The sequence below is a fragment of the Nostoc sp. C057 genome (assembly GCF_013393925.1).
GTDB classification, from domain to species: Bacteria; Cyanobacteriota; Cyanobacteriia; order Cyanobacteriales; family Nostocaceae; genus Nostoc; species Nostoc muscorum_A.
Map to the genome: position 1 here is coordinate 6221769 of NZ_CP040281.1, position 15970 is coordinate 6237738.

Consider the following 15970-nt stretch of genomic DNA (forward strand, 5'->3'; position numbering starts at 1 on the left):
CTTTTTTATTAAACATAATTCAGGAGTCAGAATGGGCTAAAACTTAGCTATCCGCTAACAGAATTAATTCTGTACGAAAAAGCGGATAGCGTAGCGGTAGCGTTCGCGCAGCGTCTCGTAGAGAGGAACGAGCGTCTTGATTCTGACTTCTGAATTCTTCTTCAATTACCCATTGACAACTTCGCCACCATTTACGTGCAGAACTTGTCCAGAGACATAAGAAGCATCATCAGATGCTAGATATACATAGCTGGGGGCAACTTCTTCTGGTTGTCCGGCTCGTTGCATTGGTACTTGCTTCCCAAAATTCTCAACTTTCTCTTCGGGGAAAGTTGAGGGAATTAAAGGTGTCCAAATTGGCCCTGGCGCGACAGCATTAACGCGAATTCCTTTTGACACCAAATTTTGTGATAAGGAGCGAGTAAAAGCAACGATCGCACCTTTTGTAGAAGAATAATCTAGCAGTTGTGGGCTACCTTTATAAGCTGTTACCGATGTGGTATTGATGATAGCACTGCCTGTTTGCAAATGCTTGAGTGCAGCTTTAGTCATAAAAAACATTGAGAAGATATTAGTGCGAAAAGTTCGCTCTAATTGTTCTTTAGTGATTTCTTCAATGCTTTCTTTAGGATGTTGTTCGGCAGCATTGTTGATGAGAATATCGAGTTTGCCAAACTCACCGACTGTTTGTTGGATAGCTTGCTGACAAAAAGTTTCATCGCCAATATCGCCTGCGATAGTTACTGCACGACGACCTTGTTTTTCTACCAAATTTTTTGTTTCTTTGGCATCGTCGTGTTCATTCAGATAAAGGATAGCCACATCTGCACCTTCTTTAGCAAATGCGATCGCTACAGCACGACCAATACCACTGTCTGCACCCGTAATCAATGCTACTTTATCTTGTAACTTGCCACTACCTCGATACTGGGCATCATCTGCTTTCGGTTTTGGTGTCATTTCTGATTCAACACCTGGTACTTCTTGCTGCTGTGGCGGCTGCAATGTTTTCTCTTTTTTCTCTTTTGATTTAGCCATAGGTTTTTTCTTGGTAATTGAATATTGAATTGGGCATTTATTACCCCCATCTTTCTCATTAGCCATTTTCAAAAGTAAACCCTGGATCAAAAATTTAACCCAAGGTTTATTTTCTGCTTTGGCTCCTACTTGCCATTTGCAATTTTTCGGATATACATATCCCGAATTCGTATCAAAGGCACTTATTTCTAGAAACTGTAGGCAGATGATGTTATTTATACTCAAACATGACAGACACTATTCACCTGACGGCAAGAACAAGTATAAAACTATGATTCGATGAAATAGTTATTTCTTTCATCTGCTATTAATTTAACTATTAAGTTGCTGTAATTTATCGCTCCATAGAGGTAAACTAAGCTAAAATTTGCTCAACCTTAAGACGGAAAATAAATTAAATAATAAAAATTATTCAATTAGTTAATCATGATTTCTTCTAACTCACTCAAGAACCGTGGCATTTTCGATAAATGAAAATATAGATTTCTACTTTTTCACTTTGTAGTTGCACAACTACCTACCAGTCTGTCAAGTTTAAATTTATGGATATAGGAATCCGCTTTGATTTTTTTCGCGCAGTATGGGGTAGCCATAGTTACTTGATGGGCAGGCAAGAGGCAATAGGAAAGAAGGCTTTCTAAATTGTACGGAGTTTTTTCACGTAATAAAATATGAGTCATATTGACAATTTTAGATTAAGGAGTTTAGTCCCTGTTTTAAAAGCACTAAACTCATTACTACAAACCTTCAAAAGTAGCTTGACAGAATAGTAATGTTATGCGTTTAAGCTTCATTGGTATTAATTTAAGCTGATATCTGCATAGCCACATTTTTGCAGGATAAAGTACTTGCTTACTAGTTACCAAACTAATAGGCCAAAAGCCTGCATGGTGCGCTACATTGGGATTATTAGAGGGCAGGGGTTATGGCAATACTAAATATTTCCGAGTTAGAGCAGGTTGAAAAGTTTCGCCAATTACAATTAACCCTGCGCGATCGCTGGAAAACGATCGAGTCGTTTGACAATAGTGAAGCAGATATTTTAATTATTCCCTCCCTAAGTCTTGACCAGCGCGAACTCCAAAAGATCGAAGGCTGCGAACATTATGAAGAAAGATTACTATTTTCTTTAATTCGGTTGCAGAATCCTCGGACTCGGCTGGTTTATGTAACATCTGTACCACTGCATCCTAGTATTATTGATTATTATCTGCAACTTTTGCCAGGAATTCCCTTTTCTCATGCTCGCAATCGCTTGCTGCTACTTTCTACTTACGATTCTTCCCTTAAACCTCTTAGTCAAAAGATTTTAGAACGCCCCCGTCTACTAGAGCGGATTCATCAATCTTTGAGACTAGATAAATCATTTATGATTTGCTACAACTCTTCGCACTGGGAAGGCGAATTGTCTTTAAAATTGGGTGTACCACTGTATGCTGCTGCACCAGATTTACAGATCTGGGGGACAAAAAGTGGCAGTCGGCAAATCTTCAAGGAAAGTGGAGTACCGCATCCAGATGGCAGCGAAAAAATTTGGAACCACACAGATTTGGCAGAAGCTACCAGTGATTTGTGGGAAAGACAACCAACATTAAAACGGGTAGTGGTAAAACTCAACGAAGGCATTTCGGGAGAGGGAAATGCCTTGCTCGATCTGAGGCCAATTGAGAATTTAGCACCAGGTATTGGTACTCATGCTCAAAGAGTAGCAGCAATTAGCGATCGCTTCTCAACAATGCGCTTTCAAGCAAAACTTGAGACTTGGGATAATTTTTCGGGAAGAATCCCAGAATTAGGGGCAATTGCCGAAGCATTTGTGGAAGGGGAAATAAAGCGATCGCCCAGTGTCCAAGGACGGATCACACCCACTGGTAAAGTGGAAATCCTTTCAACTCACGACCAAATTCTCGGAGGCCCAGACGGTCAGATTTATCTTGGTTGTCGCTTCCCGGCTGATGAAAGCTATCGATTGCAATTACAACAATTAGGACTACAAGTTGGTAGAAAGCTAGCAGAGAAAGGTACTTTAGAGCGATTTGGCGTAGATTTTATCACCGTTGACAAGGGTAATGGTGAGTGGGATATTCAGGCGATCGAAATTAATCTGCGTAAAGGTGGCACAACTCATCCATTCATGACCCTGAAATTATTAACAAACGGTCGCTATGACCTTTCTACTGGTTTATTTTATAGTCAGCAAGGTCGTCCAAAATACTACATTGCTACTGATAATTTGCAAAAAGAGCGCTATCAGGGATTGTTACCTAATGATTTGATGGATATCATCGCTGAACATAGACTACACTTTGACACTGGTACAGAGACTGGCACAGTGTTTCATCTCATGGGTTGTCTTTCGCAGTTTGGCAAGTTGGGATTAACCAGCATCGGTGATTCTCCGCAACAAGCACAAGATATTTATAACAAAGTTGTCAAGTTTTTGGATGAAGAAACCCGCAGTGAAAATCATGATTTCTCGGCGTTTTCAGATTATTCTTTTCCTGTAGCTTGGGATGAACATAGGTAAGCTATTAGCTAATTAGTTCTGAATGCGATCACTATTAGGTAAACTTTCCTGGTTGCTAGGTTCTTTACGAGATTGAGTATAAATATAGGCCACCAAGGCTAAAGTCAGCCCAATTGCCAAGACTACTCCCAAGATTCGCAAAAAATTGGGAGTAATTTTCGTAGCTAGTTGCTCACTTAGCTTTGGTTGGTAAATAGTGTCATCTAGCGGTACTTGTCGTCTGCCTTGACTGGATGCAGACCGTGGTTGATACAATGTCACATCTGGCGGTACTTGTGGTCTATCTTGATTCGCTCCAGGTCGCGGTTGAAATAATGTCTTATCTGGTGGCACTTGTTGTCCGCCTTGATTCGCCCCAGGTCGCGGTTGAAACAATGTTTTATCTGGTGGTACTTGTTGTCTGCCTTGATTAGCCCCAGGTCGCGGTTGAAATAATGTCTTATCTGGCGGCACTTGTTGTCCGCCTTGATTAGCCCCAGGTCGCGGTTGAAATAATGTCTTATCTGGCGGCACTTGTTGTCCACCTTGATTCGCCCCAGGTCGCGGTTGAAACAATGTTTTATCTGGTGGCACTTGTTGTCCACCTTGATTCGCCCCAGGTCGTGGTTGATACAAGGTCACGTCCGGTTTTCTGGGGTTGGGATTATTTACAGGACTCTGTGGACTTTGCTCAACGGGATTAAACTGCCTCGGAACTGTTTCGTTATTTGAACCTTGGTTGTATCCAGGCTGAAGGGGAGGAACTGTTTCCTCAGATTGGTTTTGCTCAATCTGGTTAAATTGTCTGGGAATAGTTTCGTGATTCGAACCTTGATTATATGCAGATGGAGGGCGGAGAACGGTGTCGTCGTTCGATTGTCTGGGAACAGTTTCGTGATTTGAACCCTGATTATATGCAGATGGAGGGCGGAGAACGGTGTCGTCGTTCGATTGTCTGGGAACAGTTTCGTGATTTGAACCTTGATTATATGCAGATGGAGGGCGGAGAACGGTGTCGTCGTTCGATTGTCTGGGAACAGTTTCGTTGTTTGAACCTTGATTATAGGAAGGTTGTGACTGCCCGGTAGCTTTTTTGGGTAAATTAATAGTGTTTGTGACAGATTTGGCAGCAGCTTGCAAAGCAAGATTGAGTTCTTCTACCGTTGCAAATCGGTTAGCTGGGTTCTTGTGGAGGCATTTCATCACCACTGCTTCCAATTCTACGGAATAATGCTCACAACCTGGTTGCGATCGCAGTGGCTTTGGTGGTTCATAGGCATGAGCTAATACCCAAGAAGCCTCGCTGACATGACTACCCTTAATGCTGATTCCAAATGGATCGGCGGCACTCAGCATTTCATAAAGGATAATTCCTAAACTGTAAATATCACCTCTTGCATCCAGGTTTTTATCGCTTTGGATTTGCTCAGGAGGTGCATAACGAAACGTACCAATAAAAGTACTGGTAATATTTGTAATATTGTGATTTTCTGAAGATTCACTCCGAATTTTGGCAACACCAAAATCCAAAACCTTTACCCACTCACCCAAATCTGTAGGTACTAAAAATATATTATCTGGTTTCAGGTCACGATGAATTACCTGAATATGTTCAGTGCTTTTTCCGCCTTCCCGTTGGAGAGTAACCCCTTGATGGGCAAGCTGTAAACCTTTGCAAACTTGCGCCATAATTTTTACCGCCCGCTCAACAGATAGCCGCTTCTCGCGCAGCAGTAATTGTCTGAGCGTTTGCCCGCGTAAATATTCCATTACGTAAAATGGAAAGCCTTCTGGGGTGAATCCACAATCACTAATTTTAACTATGTGGTCACTTTGCAAAGCAGCACAAACTGCTACCTCACGCTCAAAACGCTTTCTCATTTCTTGTGATGCCACCAGCGTATCTTTGAGCAACTTCAATGCTACCTGTTGACCCACACGGGTGTCCGTTGCCAGGAAGACATCTCCCATGCCACCCCCGCCTAACCGTTTGTCTAAACGATATCGCTCGTTATCACCTACCAAGCGACCAATCCAAGAATTTGAAGGAGGTGGGGATTTCATCTGGGGGAACCCATTCTAGTAACTTTAAGGTTTTGACTTTAGCTCAGATATACTACTAGTATTACAAATATTTTGCTTACTTGGTAACTTAGATGAATATTAGTAATATATATTACTTAGCGTTTATCTGATTATACTCAGCTTAACATATTACTAACTTAAAATAATATTAGCAATTTGATAAAATGTTTAAAATTAAGCCCTAGGGTACTTTAAATTGGTTTCTAATGTGAAGTTGACGCGAATTATACGAGGTCTTTAGCTTCATTAGTGCTGATACTTCGTATGCCATGCTGATAGTCTCTGTTACAGAATATTTAAAGTTTTGCAAAATATATTCTGTCAATGTACTCTGGCGTACATGATTAAGATGTGCTATTGCCATGAGGAACGAGGATGAGTAATGTACTCTCTATAGCCGCCGTGACAGCAGTACTAAAAGTCTTGCTGGAAAATGGCTTAGTCAGCGATCCGATCGCTGCGAGTGTTGGTGATGTGATTGTAACTGCCCTACCGCCCGATCGAATTTCAGTTGAAGCTGACGAGCGGGCTCAAATCAACCTGTTTCTTTATCAAGTAACACAGAACCGCAATGTCGATTGGGTATCTCAGGAATTTCGCAGCAGGCATTCACGTATAAATGGAAACACATCCTCTCAAAGCCCGCCACTAGCTCTTGACCTCCATTACTTACTAACAGCGTATGGAGCCAAGGATTTTCAGGCGGAGCTTTTATTGGGCTATGCAATGCATTTATTACACAAAACACCAGCCATCACATCGGATATTATTGAGAATACTCTGATAAATGCCTCTACAACCAATACCTCAAGTGCTTTTTCGCAAGCTGTAGCAAGTGTATCTGTACCTGATTTAGCTGAACAAATTGGTCAGATTAAACTGACTCCAGAGTTTTTTAACATGGAAGAAACTTCTAAATTATGGTCTGCGTTACAAACACACTATCGACCTTCAGCTACCTATCTGGCATCAATGGTATTGATTGAGAGTAGCAAACCTGAAAATTCTGAAGTCTACATAATGCCCTTGTCTCAACCGACTATAGAGCAAGTTATGGCTTCGGCAAAGACGGAGCAAACGATTGTTACGGGCACAACATTAGTAATTCGTGGTAAACGTTTACGCGGTGAGATTACCCGAATCCGTTTGAGTCATAGGGAGACTTTATTAGTACCTCATGATGTTAAAGAAACACAAATTAGCCTGTTAATCCCATCAGATTTATACGCAAGTGTGCAGACTATCCAAGTTGTACATCTAACAATGGGCAATGCAGGACAAACAGATTATCTATTTGAATCAAACGTTGCAGCTTTTGTCATCCATCCAACAATTACAGCATTTGTCGCTCAAGTGGAAAATAGCGGTGACAATTTACGCACAGCAGAAATTACCGTTAAATTCCAGCCCAAAGTTGGTAAGGCACAGCGAGTAGTTTTGCTACTCAATGAAGTATCAGTTAATAGTCCGGTAGCTTACTCTTTCTTGGTCGCACCACGCACTGAAGACACCGATGCAATTACTATTCCTGTCAAAAATGTAAAGCCAGGAACTTATATTGTTCGGGTGCAAGTAGATGGGGCAGAAAGCCTACTGCACAAGAAGAATCAGTCTGGAGCTTATGATTCACCACAAGTGACAATCTTATGAATGCTACAACAAATCCCAATTGGGATGAGGCAAACTACCGCTTTCTATCAGCAGCCCTTGCCGTGGTACGTGGGATTTTAGAAAATCACACAGCAAAAGAGCAAAATCAATCTGTAGAGAAAAATCAAGAGAATTTACAGCAAGCTTTACAGGAAGCGGCGGCTGCAATGCCTGCGCCATCGGCATTGGAGAGAGTATGCAAAATATTTAGCCTCTCATCCTTTGAACGTGATTTGTTGTTGTTGTGTGCAGGTATGGAGTTGAATGGAGATTTTGCTAAATTGTGTGCCATAACACACGGAGATTTACAACGAGCTTACCCAACTTTAAGTTTAGGTTTGTCCGCTTTACCTAACGTCCACTGGGATGCGATCGCTCCAAATGCTCCCTTACGTCATTGGCGGTTAATTCAAATTGGTGATGGTCATGCCTTGACTCTCAGTCCCGTCAGAATTGACGAACGAATTTTACATTATCTCACGGGCATTCAATATCTTGACGAACGATTAGCTGGCATCATTGAACCATTACCAGAGGTTAGCGATCTAGTCCCCTCGCACCAAGATTTAGCAGAGCGAGTTGCAGCAGTTTGGTCGCAAGCTGACAAAATTAATAGCTTACCAATCGTGCAGCTATGTAGTAGCGAAACAACTAGCAAACGCGCCATTGCCGCGGCCATTTGTCAACTCCAGGGTTTAAGTTTGTGGGTAATGCCTGCACAACTGATTCCCTTAGTACCTAGTGAGTTAGATAATCTCATCCGCCTATGGACTCGTGAGACGATTTTAAGTAAGTGTGCGTTACTCATAGACTGCAACGAACTAGATAATAATGATATGGCGCGGCTGAATGCGATCGCTCGTTTCATCGAACGCACCAAGGGCTTTTTAATAGTTACGAGTCGAGAACGGATTGGACTAGGACAACGCCTGGTAGTTAATTTTGACGTACATCAACCAACTAGCAAAGAACAAGGTACAGTTTGGCAAGATGCCCTAGGTTCAATGGCATCACAAATGAACGGGCAAGTTAAAACCCTAGTGGATCAGTTTAACCTAAGTGCCGCAACCATCCGGGCTGCTTGTGCAGAAGCCGCAGGACAGTTAGCACAAAAACCAGACAACGATATCACGAGCATTTTATGGGATGCCTGCCGTGTGCAAGCACGTCCGCGTTTGGATGAACTCGCCCAACGGATTGAGCCATCTGGTGATTGGGAAGATTTGGTATTGCCAGAGGCACAGAAACAAGTTCTCCGAGAAATTGCGGCTCATGTGCGTCAACGCAGTACTGTATATAACAATTGGGGTTTTGGTGGCAAGAGTGCTAGAGGATTGGGAATTAGTGCTTTATTCGCAGGTGCTAGCGGCACTGGTAAAACCTTGGGGGCAGAAGTACTCGCCCAGAAATTGTGCCTCGACCTTTATCGGATTGATCTATCATCGGTAGTTAGCAAATATATTGGCGAAACAGAAAAGAATTTGCGCCGGGTATTTGATGCTGCTGAACAAGGCGGGGTGATTTTGTTATTTGATGAAGCTGATGCTTTATTTGGCAAACGTAGTGAAGTTAAAGATGCCCGCGATCGCTATGCCAATATTGAAGTTAGCTACCTTTTGCAACGCATGGAAAGCTACCCAGGTTTAGCAGTTCTGACTACGAACTTAAAAAGTGCAATTGATACAGCCTTTCTGCGCCGGATTCGCTTCGTGGTGCAATTCCCCTTCCCCGATACAACACAACGAGCCGAGATTTGGCGGCACGTCTTTCCCGCCGACACCCCAACCGCAGACTTAGATGCTCTGCAACTAGCACGGCTAAATGTTGCTGGGGGTAACATCCGTAACATAGCCTTAAATGCAGCTTTCCTTGCCGCCGATGCCGGAGAAGCAGTGCAGATGAAACACGTATTGCGGGCTGCTCAAACGGAATATAGCAAGTTAGAGAAACCTTTAACTGATGCGGAAGTTGGAGGGTGGATGTGAAGAGAGCAGGGGGCAGAGGGCAGCTGACAGGTGTAGGTTTTTTATTTGTGCATGAGTGGGCACTCTCAAACAGAGTTCTAAACGTGGTTCAAATAACGAAATTTCGTTCTTGGGTAGGAAATCAGAAATTAAAATTTGAGTTCTCAACCAACGGAAAAACCCTATTTCAGCCACATTTGTTAAATACCTACACCTGTCAGGCAGGGGGCAGGGGGTAGGAGGTAATTTTAGAAGTTGCCAAATCATTTTGCAAATATGCAACGCCATATTTGATATGATGCGTGATTCGTGGGTTTTGTAACTCACCTAAGTGAAGGTTTTAGTTAGTGTGATTGGTTCTACGTTAGAACAACTTGAAGCGGTGCTTGCCAATCTAAATGCAAGCGGGAGTGAGCATTACCGCTATTAATGGCAATTTCTACCCAGCCGTGACTGCCAACTAAAGCTAGTATCTCTCCCACGTTGACATCACTGTAAATTTCACAGCCTGGTATACTCAGCCCAGCAGCTTGCACATACCAAGTTTTGCCTTGTACGTAACTCGCTGGAATGTTGCTCACTAGGTTGCCAAAGTGGTCAATATATTGAATGCAACCCACTGCACCATTGCTTGTCTGCTTGCACTCGGTTATATCCAGTTTGACCAAACTTGCTGGATCAATTTCTTGTCCTAGCTCTTTGAGAGAGACACCACTAGCAAGACTAGCTGCCACTGGTGCAAAAATATCTCTACCGTGAAAAGTGTTGCTTGGTTGAGGAGTTCGCCAATAGTTAAGATTTGTAAGTTCGACGGCTGCTATCGCCAGAGTTTGACTAAGTACCCCGCTAAAGATACCATTATCTGGGCCGACTAGAAACCCTTGAGCAAATTCTACTGCGATCGCTCGTCGCTTACTTCCCACACCCGGATCTACTACTGCCAGATGCACTGTCCCAACGGGAAAATATGGATAAGCATTCATCAGGCAAAATCTAGCTGCGGCGATGTCTTGCGGTGGAATTTGGTGCGTTAAGTCTATCACCCTCAGCCTGGGATTGGCTTGGGCTATGACTCCCTTCATTACGCCTACATAAATATCGCGATCGCCAAAATCGCTTAGAAAAGTCATGAGTCGTTGTTGATCTATCTGCTTTTCAGACATATTTTTGTTAAAATCTACATTAAGTTATAAAATTCTGTAGCAACAGCTACAAAATATGTGCTATGTTACGAATAGAAGACATAAAGTGAAAAATTAAAGAAGGTAATCACTATGAATCAAAATAGACTACAAAGTGGCAGGAAAGCACAAGAAGCTCACAGAGAGAATATTCAAAAAAGCCTAGAGCATCGCTTGCAAGTAGCCAGAGCAAAGGGCGACGAACAACTGATTCGTCAACTTGAAGCTGAAATGAGATATTCCAGCTAAATCAGGTTTTCATTGTTCTTAGTTTGTTGTGTAACCCGCTACGGCGGGTTTTTTTTGTTTTTATGGATGTTTGAAAAGCCCTCCTGTAAGTATCGAAAGTTTTAGATTCCCTTCTAAATACCTCGATAAAAAGAGGGAACTAGAATTAAAGTCCCCCTTTGAAGCTACGGTGTATTACGTCTGATACCATTTTTTTGTGAGGCTGCGCCAAATTTTATTTCTTCCTTTGTGTTCTTTGCGCCCTTTGCGGTTCGTTCCTTATATATATAATTTGGCGCATCTTTATACAGAATTGGTATGAGCTTTATGATTTTTTTGATTCTTATCTAATTTTGTTATTCCTCCAAAAACAATTAACCAAACTACTACTACAACCCAGTGGATTAAAACTATCACCCAGAAAGATCCTGTTAAGGTATATGCAACAGTACATATAATTCCCAACCATAAAGCTAAAGCAAGAAAACCACGATTAAAGAATGTGGGATTTCCAGCTTTAAAAAATGTTTTAGCATTCAATGGATGATACAAAACAAACAATACTAAACTAACTATTGCCCATAAGCTCCATCTTAACCAATTGTTGATTTCACTAGGATGAGGAAGCAAGATAACGCGAAAAATGAGTTCTTCGATAATCGCAGGTGCAAATAAACAACGCAACGTTAATAAGCATTGGTCAATCCAACTTGCAGACCAAAATTGGACCTGTAAAAATCCTAATTTCCAGCCATAAGGTAGGGCGATAATACTATAAGTTATCAGCAGTAAAATTAGAACTAACCAATCTTGCTGTGTAGGAATTACTAACGACGCTAAAACGCGATTTACAACAATTGAAAGCGGTGAAATATTAGTAAAGGGAATCTTAATTTGTCCTAAAAAGACTGTTGGTGCAAGGGGTGTAATATTGGATTGCCAACCACCCACTTGATTGGTTCGCACTACTTGCAAAGTTGCACCATGTTTGAGAAATATCGCGGCGAGATCATCTTGTACTTGTCTTGGCATGATTGTTCGCCATGTTGTCAAACCAGCCCAAATACTACCATCTTGAAATGGTTTCGTCGTTTTTCCTATTCCCGTCCCTGCGAGTATACCTGCTTGACTCTGCCAATCAGCACGAACTATCCCTAAGGGTGCTAATTGTTTTTCTAAAGATTTACCTAATTCAATTAGCTGCTGAAAGCGTAATGTTTGCGGATGATTCTGATTAGTACGTACCCAAGTTTGAATTTGAGGAGTTGTAGCAACTTGGTTTTTAATTGCCATTATCGCAGCATAAAGTGCTTGGCTTGAGTCTTGGACGCATGACGTACCAGGTGATACCATTGCGCCACCAGTACCATCGCCAACGCGATAACGTGCCATTGTTACCTGTAATTGTTGCTGGAATTCTTCTAAAGGCGAAAGTTTAATCCCATCAAAATCATAATCTTGCGTTACAGGGTCGAATTTAATCAGAATATCTGATACTGGACGTGTTGCTGTTGTAAATTACCCATATAATCAGCCCATGTATGCGTTCCGGCGATAATTCCATCAGGGTTATGGGCATAAATTTGGTGGTATTTAGTCTCAAAGCGTAATTCGTTAGTAAACTCGTCGCGGACAACTTCTGCGATTCCAAAAGCAAAATGTCCGGTGATAGTATAGGGTACTGCGATCGCTTCAGCTTTAAGTCCGCCAATTCCACCGAATAGGTGTAGTACAATCGCTTTATCGCCTTGTTGCCATTTTGATATGGATGTTTCTATAGGTTTTAACAAGGCAGTATTGAATTTACCTTTATCTTTCTCGGTATTGCGCCAATTTACCTCTTGGATATAATTTAGCCCTAATTCCTTGCCAGTGATGATTTGACGGGGTTGAATTTGAAACAGAGAACGAGGTGCAAGGGCGCTTACTGTAAATACGGCATTTGCATCTTTAGCACCATAAATATACCAACCATCCTCACCCGCAGGTGATTTTTCGATTTCCTGCGAACTTGAAGGCGCGAAGTCTCGCGTATCTATTACTTGTTGGGGAATACGAATAGTTTCTTGAACCCCATCAAATTTATTTGAATTAAGGCTATAGTGTTGTACAGAAAAATAATCGCTATCCTTCTTATCTTTTGTAGATAAAAGATTAGATTTAATCGGGTTAATTATTTTTACTAATCCATAAAATCTACCAGTTGCCAAAACAGGTTCATGTTCAATTTGCAAAATGGATTTTTCTCCATCTGCATTGATGATTGTATTTGCATCTAAAACAACAATTACATCATCTTGAGGATTTGCACCAGCCAAAGAACGTAAAATACCTACTTGACGAACTCCATTTAGTCGGAAAGGATGAATATTCCCTTGTTTTTGACTTTTAATTACTTCTGAAGTGAAATTTATATCTCGCGTTACAGCTTTAACTTTAGCAAGCAAATTTTCATTATTTTTCCACTCTAGACGCACAATATTTCCTAGCAAATTTTGCGCTGTGGGTGGTGCATATTGCACTTCCATCCATACCCAATCTAAACCATCTTGTAATTGCTGTTTTGTTGGTAAGATTAACCTTCCTACCCAGTTGCCAATAGGTTTGTAAAGTTTTGCAGATGGGATTTGTGCAATTGGATAAAAAGCAGATTGATTAAAATTTTGTCGCGTATGTATCCCGTAATTGTTTTCTTGTTGTACTAGCTGGGGTTCTCTTGCAGAAATTTCCTGCGACACGATTACTACTATAAAGACTAATAGTAAAAATATCGGAAACACTAGCCTTATTTTTCGATTTAATCCACGCTAAATCATAGATTATCAGTAACTAATATTATGCCCACTTGATTACTTATCACACTCCAATAATCCCACCCCGCCAAAGCTAAACTTTGTCTTCTCTACCCAAAAATCAGGAAAAGAGATTAAGTGAAATGACTGGCATCTGAGGTACAATTACGGTGACAATTATAACTAATCATGCGGACATGATAGCCGAATTTCATGTTATGCAACTACTGCAACCGCAAAGCATAATGGTAAAACTACTGGAATTACACTAAGACTTTGGCTAAAGGATATAAAGATGGATGCAATTACGAATGAATTTAATAAACATTTTTCTAAATGGAAAATTACCTTGCCAGAAGAAAATATACAAAAGCGTCAGAAAGGTTCAATTTTTCAAGCTGGTTGGAAGATAAATTTTATTTTTGGGATAAAAGATGATGCTGAGTACCTTGAGTTTTACGCTATGCATAGAATGACCAATGATCGTCATATCATAATTTATGAAAATGGAGAAAAAGAACATTTAGAGTGTTTAGAGACTCCTTTAGAATACAGTCCAGCAATTGATGAAAGGCAAAGGGAGCATAATAAACATAACAGAAGAGTTAAAGAAGAACTAAGCTATAAAGGCTTACTTTAACTTTCTGTACTCCCCTTGCACTTTGTTAAGCTTTTGGTTTATAAGTCGAAGCAACGTGCAATTCTTTCAACTGTTTAGCATCTACACTCGAAGGTGCATCTGTTAACAAACAACGCGCTTGTTGTGTCTTTGGAAAAGCAATAACATCTCGAATGGATTCTTCCCCAGCTAGCAACATTACCAAACGATCTAAACCGTAGGCGATGCCACCATGCGGCGGTGTACCATATTCAAATGCTTCTAAGAGAAAGCCAAACTTACTTTGTGCTTCTTCTGGAGATAAACCAATCGCTTCAAACACCTGCTGTTGAATTTCTCGCTGATAAATCCGTAGACTTCCGCCGCCAACTTCTACGCCGTTGAGTACCAAGTCGTAAGCTTGGGCGCGTGCTGTCTTTAAGTCGCTCAAATCATCAGGATGTGGTGCTGTGAATGGGTGGTGTAGTGCTTCTAAACGCTTTTCGTCAGCATTCCACTCGAACATCGGGAAATCTGTAATCCAGAGTAAGTTGATTTTATCTGGATCGATTAAGTTAAATTCTTTAGCGATCGCTTGTCGTAATCTATCTAAAGTTTTATTAACTGTAGCAGCTTCCCCTGCCCCAAACAACAGCAAATGTCCAGCTTTAGCACCTGTACGGCGTAAAATTTCTTGTTTTTGTTCTTCGCTGAGGTTATCTTTAATCGCCCCAATGGTGTCAATTTCGCCATCATCTCTGACGCGAATATAAGCTAAACCTTTAGCACCGGCTTCGCTGGCTTCTTTGAATAAGTCACCACCTGGTTTAATGCGGACATTAGAAATTACATCGTTACCGTTGGGAATGGGCAAGATTTTGACGATACCACCATTAGTAACAGTGTCCCGAAAGACTTTGAAACCAGAGTCTTTGACAATATCTGAGACATCAACTAATTCCAAACCATAGCGGGTATCTGGTTTATCACTACCGTAACGTTCCATCCCCTCAGCGTATGTGAGGCGGGGGAAAGGGCGCTGTAACTCAATGCCTTTAACTGTTTTGAAAATATGACAAACTAAGTTCTCGTTTAGTTCGATAATTTCTTCTTGGGACATGAAGCTCATTTCCATGTCCAACTGGGTAAATTCCGGTTGTCTGTCGGCACGTAAATCTTCGTCACGAAAGCAACGGGCAATCTGATAATATCTATCCAAGCCAGATACCATCAGCAATTGTTTAAATAGCTGGGGTGATTGCGGCAAAGCATACCACTCACCAGGATTGACGCGACTGGGTAGAACATAATCCCGCGCCCCTTCTGGGGTAGAACGGGTAAGTATTGGGGTTTCGACTTCGATAAAACCTTCCAAATCTTCCAGATAACGCCGCATGGCTTTAACAATTTGATGACGCAATTGCAAATTTTGCGCCATGCGTTCGCGTCGCAAATCTAAATAGCGATATTTCAGCCGCAAATCTTCCCGCACTGTCTCGGTGTCAGCTACAGAAACTTGGAAAGGTAACTGTTTGCGGACAGCATTGAGGAGTTCAATTTTATCAGCGTAGATTTCTACCTCGCCTGTAGGGATGCGGGTATTCAGCGATTCTTCGGGACGTTGTGTTACCCTACCAGTGATTGCGACAACATATTCATTTCGCAGGGCGTTCGCATGTTCGTAGGAATCTGGGGTGCGTTGCGGATCGCTGACGATTTGGACTATTCCAGTGCGATCGCGTAAATCTAAAAATATCACACCACCGTGATCGCGGCGACGGTCTACCCATCCGTAAAAGGTAACAGTTTCTCCAATATGTTCTTTTCGGAGTTCGCCGCAATAATGAGTTCGCATAAGTCTTAGTTATTGTTTCCGGGCTAGATTGGGAAGAAAATGTCAAAGCCTTCCCATTATCTAGCATCAATAG

Annotated in this window: 11 protein-coding genes; 5 read left to right on the top strand and 6 right to left on the bottom strand. The window is 41.6% G+C overall.

What is annotated here, in order from left to right:
• Positions 1-165: 165 nt before the first annotated feature.
• Entirely contained in the window at positions 166-1038 is an 873-nt protein-coding gene (locus tag FD724_RS26635; RefSeq protein ID WP_179074684.1) for an SDR family oxidoreductase, read from the bottom strand.
• Between the two features lie 925 nt (positions 1039-1963).
• On the opposite strand from FD724_RS26635, the gene FD724_RS26640 reads away from it, so the two are divergent.
• On the top strand, positions 1964-3565 hold the full coding sequence (locus FD724_RS26640; protein ID WP_179074685.1) for a peptide ligase PGM1-related protein: 1602 nt from the start codon (positions 1964-1966) through the stop codon (positions 3563-3565).
• Between the two features lie 12 nt (positions 3566-3577).
• Here FD724_RS26640 and FD724_RS26645 read toward each other — a convergent pair whose 3' ends face one another.
• The gene (locus FD724_RS26645; RefSeq protein ID WP_179074686.1) at positions 3578-5608 is read right to left on the bottom strand and encodes a protein kinase; all 2031 of its coding nucleotides are present in this window, start codon (positions 5606-5608) and stop codon (positions 3578-3580) included.
• 396 nt (positions 5609-6004) lie between these two features.
• Between FD724_RS26645 and FD724_RS26650 the strand changes: the two genes are divergently transcribed.
• Complete coding sequence (locus FD724_RS26650) at positions 6005-7279, top strand: DUF4255 domain-containing protein (RefSeq protein ID WP_179074687.1); 1275 nt, start codon at positions 6005-6007, stop codon at positions 7277-7279.
• On the top strand, positions 7276-9264 hold the full coding sequence (locus FD724_RS26655) for an ATP-binding protein (protein WP_179074688.1): 1989 nt from the start codon (positions 7276-7278) through the stop codon (positions 9262-9264). The genes FD724_RS26650 and FD724_RS26655 overlap by 4 nt, the downstream gene beginning before the upstream one ends.
• 338 nt (positions 9265-9602) lie before the next feature.
• Here the strand turns inward: FD724_RS26655 and FD724_RS26660 are convergent, their stop codons facing one another.
• Positions 9603-10406: an S-adenosyl-l-methionine hydroxide adenosyltransferase family protein gene (locus tag FD724_RS26660; RefSeq protein WP_179074689.1), complete on the bottom strand. Its 804-nt coding sequence runs from the start codon at positions 10404-10406 to the stop codon at positions 9603-9605.
• 111 nt (positions 10407-10517) lie between these two features.
• Between FD724_RS26660 and FD724_RS26665 the strand changes: the two genes are divergently transcribed.
• Entirely contained in the window at positions 10518-10673 is a 156-nt protein-coding gene (locus tag FD724_RS26665) for a hypothetical protein (RefSeq protein ID WP_167755997.1), read from the top strand.
• 282 nt (positions 10674-10955) lie between these two features.
• Here the strand turns inward: FD724_RS26665 and FD724_RS41115 are convergent, their stop codons facing one another.
• Both FD724_RS41115 and FD724_RS41120 read right to left on the bottom strand, forming a co-directional pair.
• Positions 10956-12044, bottom strand: coding sequence for a type II CAAX prenyl endopeptidase Rce1 family protein (locus FD724_RS41115; protein WP_256874365.1), 1089 nt, complete (start codon positions 12042-12044; stop codon positions 10956-10958).
• A gap of 89 nt (positions 12045-12133) precedes the next feature.
• Complete coding sequence (locus tag FD724_RS41120; RefSeq protein ID WP_256874366.1) at positions 12134-13390, bottom strand: hypothetical protein; 1257 nt, start codon at positions 13388-13390, stop codon at positions 12134-12136.
• 349 nt (positions 13391-13739) lie between these two features.
• On the opposite strand from FD724_RS41120, the gene FD724_RS26675 reads away from it, so the two are divergent.
• The gene (locus FD724_RS26675; RefSeq protein ID WP_179074690.1) at positions 13740-14084 is read left to right on the top strand and encodes a hypothetical protein; all 345 of its coding nucleotides are present in this window, start codon (positions 13740-13742) and stop codon (positions 14082-14084) included.
• A 25-nt stretch (positions 14085-14109) separates the two neighbouring features.
• On the opposite strand, the gene aspS is transcribed toward FD724_RS26675, so the two are convergent.
• On the bottom strand, positions 14110-15897 hold the full coding sequence (gene aspS / locus FD724_RS26680; protein WP_179074691.1) for an aspartate--tRNA ligase: 1788 nt from the start codon (positions 15895-15897) through the stop codon (positions 14110-14112).
• Positions 15898-15970 lie beyond the last annotated feature (73 nt).